We start from the raw sequence: 6,330 nt of genomic DNA on the forward strand, positions 1-6,330 counted from the left end.
ACCACGTTCACGAAATCTTCTACCACTAGTCCAGCTTCCCGAAGAATTTCCCGAGGAGCACTCACAAAGCGCTTACGGAATTCATCGTCGAGCCAGGCTTTGGCGACAAGTTGGGAAACGGTGGTTTCTAAGGTTTTTAAATTTGCGGTCAATTTCATGTTGATTCTCCGGTAGAAGTTATTCTGTACAAATTGAGTTGTTTTTTGGAGTCTTTCGGGGTTTTGATTAACCCGTTTGATCAACTCCAACGGCTACACAAGTAGTTCTAACAAACCCTAAAAATCATTCCGTCGTAGCTAATCGAGTAAGTAAATATACACATATCCAGGAAAGAGTGCTAGGGATTTTCTCAGGGATATCATGCCTAGTACTAGAGAAATTAAACCTACCGAAAGCAGCATGAAATTTATATTATGCCTAGGCAAGGTGCCTGTGTCGCTGCACCAAGTAAGGGGGGTTAGTAGTCACTGAGCCTGAGGGTGAAATGTCGATGATTATACGTATACTTATAGGTATTTTTATATACTTATAACTTTTGTAATGTCAAGTAACTGAATTAATACTTTCTTAATAGTACTTTTACTAATTACTAAAAATTGTTAAGAGTTATTGTCTTGACTATGTTTCCAATCATCTAGATCAAGCTGCAAAAAGAAAGATAATCTTTTAAAAGCATTTGTCAATTCCCCAATAGAAAATACCCCTTTATAGGCTTTGTATTTAGGTTGTAAACACAGGAATTGCTGAAAAAGGTAACAGGCAACAGGCAACAAGCAAGAGGTGAAACAGCTACGGAGTTTTATTGTCCAATCAAAAAAGACCATTAAAGTTTACAACTCAAATACAAACCCTATATTAATTCAATGATCGAAATCGGGAATCGGGAATCGGGAGTTGGGAATCGGGAATCGGGAGTTGGGAATCGGGAATCGGAACCCACCCCTAACCCCTCCCAGGAGGGGAACGGGAGTTGGGAATCGGGAATCGGGAATCGGGAATCGGGAATCGGGAGATTTTGATTAAGGGTAATTATCCGGAGATCATATAAAGAGACTGTTCACAAACCATTGGATCAACCAAGTAATTAACTGGAGGTGATCTGACTGTTACCTAAGTAGGCTTTGCGGGAACTCTAGAGATGTAATCCCTAAAATAGGCTGTATCAAACTATGCTGTATGGAAATTCTCAATTGAATGCAAGACCACTGACGTGAAGGTCGGGTAAAAGCAGAATGGCCAAAGGCAAAAGGGACAATAGCACTCCACCTTTCTCCCTTTACCGTTGAACTTTTCCTGACAGGACGTGTCTGCAAACCCCGGCTCGGCGTTGCATTTGGATGTAAAAGGTTGGGTTTGACCGAGATCTTGCACCATTGTGATTAATCCTAGGGTGGGCAGTGCCTAGCAACGCCCTTTGCAAGGTTCATTATCTGTCTGATGCACTGCCCACCCTACTGAACTACACCAGATTTTGGAGGCAAACAGACATTAATCCTACGGTGGGCAGTGCCTAGCAACGCCCTTTGCAAGGTTCATTATCTGTCTGGTGCACTGCCCACCCTACTGAACTACTACTGAACTACACCAGATTTTGGAGGCAAACAGACATTAATCCTACGGTGGGCAGTGCCTACCAAGGCTCTTTGCAAGGTTCATTATCTGTCTGATGCACTGCCCACCCTACTGAACTTGAGCCAAATCAGAAGCGCCATCACGGGTCGCACTTCAAGATTAAATAAAATCAAACAAAATTCAATCAATATAGCTATCACATATAGCTATCACATATAGCTATCACAATTACTATATATAAAAACTTTAAGGGAGGGATGATGATGTTAAGTTTACCAAAATCTCAAATTAAAGTTCTAGAAGAACTAGAAGCTGGTGTTAATACAGTTGTTTATCGCGGCTATCACCAGCAACAGCAAAAACCAGTTATTATTAAAGTTATTAAATCGGACTATCCCTCCCTTAAAGAGATTAGCAGCTTACGACAAGAATATACAATCTCCCAAGCTATTGATTGTGAAGGCATTGTCAAATGCTACGGTCTGGAAAACTATAATAATGGGTTGGCGTTGATATTAGAAGATTTTGGGGGTCAATCCCTGAAGCAGTTTCTCAACTCTCACACCATGACTCTAAAGGAGTTTCTGCGGATCGCTATTTCTCTAGTAGAAACCTTGGATGAGCTGCACAAGGTCCCGATTATTCATAAAGATATTAACCCCTCCAATATCATCATCAATCCGGAAACAGGACAAGTTAAAATCACTGACTTGGGCATTGCCTCGCGCCTGTCTCTAGAGAATCCCACCACTAGGAATCCTAATTGGCTCCAAGGGACTCTTGCCTATATTTCACCGGAGCAAACCGGGAGGATGAACCGCTCCATTGACTACCGCAGCGACTTCTATTCCTTAGGTGCCACCTTCTACCAAATGCTAACGGATCGGCTACCCTTTATCAGCACCGATCCCATGGAATTGATTCACCATCATCTGGCTCAATATCCTGTCCCTCCTGATCAGCTTAATCCAGAAATTAGTGAAGTAGTTTCATTGATTGTGATGAAACTCCTAAGGAAAAATGCTGAAGACCGATACCAAAGTGCTACTGGACTAAAAGTTGACCTAGAAAGCTGTCTATACCAGCTACAAACCACCGGAAAAATTGAAACCTTCACTCCCGGAACCTATGACATTGGGAGCCGACTGCTAATCCCTCAAAAACTCTATGGTCGCGAAAGGGAAGTAGCCACCCTGATGGAGGCCTTTGAACGAGTCAGTGTTGGAGCCACTGAATTGATGCTGGTATCCGGTTACTCAGGGATTGGTAAAACCTCAGTGGTCAATGAAGTTCATAAACCAATTGTCAAAGCCCGAGGGTATTTTATTGGTGGTAAATTTGACCAGTTTAAGCGGAATAGTCCTTACGCTGCTCTGGTGGAGGCATTTCGGGGATTAAGTCGGCAACTGTTGACAGAACCCCCTGAAACACTAGGGATTTGGAAAGAGAATTTAGTAAATGCTCTCGGTGCCAATGGCAAGGTGATTATTGATGTCATTCCCGAAGTGGAACTGATTATCGGTGAACAGCCGGAAGTACCCCAACTCGGACCATCGGAATCCCAAAACCGATTTTTACGGGTGTTTCAACAATTCATCGGTGTCTTTACCCAACCCCAACATCCCCTGGTGCTCTTCGTTGATGATTTACAGTGGGCAGATTTAGCCTCTTTAACGTTGCTCCAGACGTTAATGACGAACTGCGATCACAACTATTTATTAATCATAGGAGCTTATCGAGATAATGAAGTCAGTCAGACCCATCCCTTGATTCAAAGCATTGAGAAAATTCAAGAAACTGACTCAGTCATACATCAGATTACGATTGAGCCGTTACAGAAAAAATACGTTCAGCAATTAGTAGCCGATACTCTCAATGACACCCAAGGAGAAAACCAGACCAAACCCCTAGCAGAGCTATTATTCCATAAAACCCAAGGTAATCCCTTCTTCTTGACCCAACTGCTCAAAACCCTCTACTCAGAAAATTTGCTGAGTTATGACGTCAGCAGTGGCAGCTGGCAGTGGGATATTGATGAAATTCAAGCCATTGGCATCACCGATTATAATGTGGTGGAACTGATTGCCAGAAGTATTGGCAAGCTACAAGAAACGACCCAGCAGGTTTTAAAATTGGCAGCTTGTCTGGGCAATCAGTTTAACTTAGAGATGCTAGCCATTGTCAATGAAGACTCAACCATTATCACGGCTGCTCAGCTCTGGGAGGCACTACAGATCGGTTTGATTCTGCCGTTGAGTGATAGTTACAAAATTCCTCTGCTATTTGGACAAGAAGAATCCGCAGATTTTGGCCTCAGTGATGTCAAGGTTAACTACAAATTTTTACATGACCGGGTGCAGCAAGCCGCCTACTCTCTAATTCCGGAATCCGATCAACAAGCAACCCACCTAAAAATTGGCAAATTGTTGCTGAACCATACCACTCCAGAGGCACGGGAACAGAATATCTTTGCCTTGGTTAACCAACTCAATTTTGGCACCGACTTACTCACCGCTCAGTGGGAAAAAGATGAGCTAGCTCAACTCAATCTGACTGCGGGTCAGAAAGCCAAGGCCGCAGCGGCTTATCCCAGCGCTCTCAAGTATCTGAATGTAGGTCTAGGACTCCTAGCAGCGGATACCTGGGCTGACAACTATGACTTCACCCTTGCTTTCTATATAGAAGTGGTGGAAGCGGAATACCTCAACAGCAATTTTGAGCAATCAAACCTCTTGGCTGGAGTGGCTCTGGAACAAGCCAAAACCCAATTAGATCAAGTCAAAGTGTATGAACTAAAAATCTACTCTTATATTGCTCAAAACCAAATGCAAGTCGCCCTGGATACGGGGCTACAGGTTCTGGACATGCTCGGGATTCAACTGGATCAAGAACCCCCTAAAAACCTGATTAGTGAGGATTTGGTTGACCTACCGGAAATGACTGACCTCACTAAACTAGCGGCCATCGGGATCTTAAAGTCTGTAGGAAACGCTGCTTTTATTGCTAATCCGTCATTGTATCCACTGTTTATCTTTACAAGAATCAATCTATGTATCAACCATGGGAATTCACATCTGTCCACGGACACCTATATTAATTACGCCATGATCCTGTGTGGATTTATGGGAGATATCGATGGTGGCTATAAATTTGGTCAACTGTCTTTGATGCTGTTGGAGCAATTCCATGCTCAGGAGTTCAAATGCATAGTATTAGATGTTTTTAACGGTCATATCAGGCACTGGAAAGAGCATCTCAAGGAAACCATAGACCCCTTACTAGAGGCCTTTAACAGCGGTCTTGAAACCGGAAATCTAGAGTATGGCGGTTATGCTGCCATCAACTACTGTGCCAACCTATTTTTTGTGGGATATGATTTGGACTTTGGTGCTCAAAAGTATGGCCAGTATCTGGATTGGCTGCAAAAAAGAAAGCTAGACTATCATGTTACTTATGCTAAAATCGGCAAACAATTAACCTTAAATTTACTTGGCAGATCTGACGATCCCTGTAAGTTAATTGGGGAAGACTTTAATGAATTAGAAATGCTTCCTATTTTAAGAGAACAGAATAATGGAACCTCTCTGTTTTATCTATATCTTGCCAAATCCATTCTGTTTTATTGGTTTAAGGAACCCGAAAAAGCTATTGCTCAGGCCAGGTCAGCAGAGCAATACGCACAAGCTGTCCCTGGCATGATTCTTATTGCTGAACACAATTTCTACTATTCTCTAGCGCTTTTGGGTCACTATCCCCATGTCGAGCCACAGCAGCAAAGTGAATACCTGACCCAAGTAGCAGCTAATCAGGAAACCCTGAAAACCTGGGCATACCATGCTCCATCAAACTTCAAACATAAATACGAGCTAGTGGAGGCAGAGAAAGCACGAGTTTTAGGGCAACACTGGCAAGCCATGGAAATTTATGACCAAGGCATTGAAGGAGCAGCAGACCAGGACTATATCCAGGAAGAAGCACTGGCCAATGAGCTAGCAGCAGAGTTTTATCTGTCTTGTGGCAAACGAAAGATCGCCCAGGCTTACTTAACTGATGCCTACTATGGATACAGTCGCTGGGGAGCTGTGGCAAAAGTGAGAGACTTAGAATCAAGATACCCCCAACTTCTTAGCAAAATTACCGCCCAAGCAACAACGACAGTTCCAGTAGATTCTATAACCAACTCGACGATAGCAGTAAGTTTAACCGCACTGGATTTATCTGACGTTATCAAGGCATCTCAAGCCATTTCAGAAGAAATCGTTTTCGATAACTTACTGGACAAGTTGATACAGCTTCTCCTAACTAATGCTGGAGCAAAAAAGGGGTTTATCATTTTGTCACAGGAAGGGAAACTTATGATAAAAGCAGCTGGATCAGTGGTTAACCATGGTGTAACATTCCGGCAGTCAATTCCAGTAACCATTACTCAGCAGTTGCCCAGAGCGGTAATTAATTATGTCGCTATCACTCAAGAAAACTTGATTTTAAATAATCTTGTTAATAACTCTACCTTTGCTGAGGACATATACATCAGAAAGCATCAGCCAAAATCAGCTGTTTGTTTGCCACTTCTGCGGAAAGACAATCTGATTGGTATGGTGTATTTAGAAAATAATATAATTTCTGGAAATTTTACCAATGAACACTTAGAAGTGTTAAGCCTTTTGTGTAATCAAGCGGCAATTTCGTTGGAAAATGCCATGCTTTACCAGACTTTGCATGACGTTCAAGTTAGGGAGCGACTGGAAAAACAGATTC

At 42.6% G+C, this 6,330-nt stretch carries 2 protein-coding genes; both read left to right on the top strand.

Going from position 1 to position 6,330, the window contains the following annotated elements; all coding sequences use genetic code 11:
* The first annotated feature begins 863 nt into the window (after nt 1-863).
* Nucleotides 864-1,019 (top strand): hypothetical protein, encoded by a 156-nt coding sequence (locus AC4II3_RS28665; protein WP_488008788.1) that lies wholly within the window; start codon nt 864-866, stop codon nt 1,017-1,019.
* Between the two features lie 810 nt (nt 1,020-1,829).
* The coding region (locus AC4II3_RS28670; protein WP_490722979.1) for an ATP-binding protein at nt 1,830-6,330 on the top strand (4,501 nt) is incomplete at its 3' end.

Source organism: Moorena sp. (assembly GCF_982860115.1).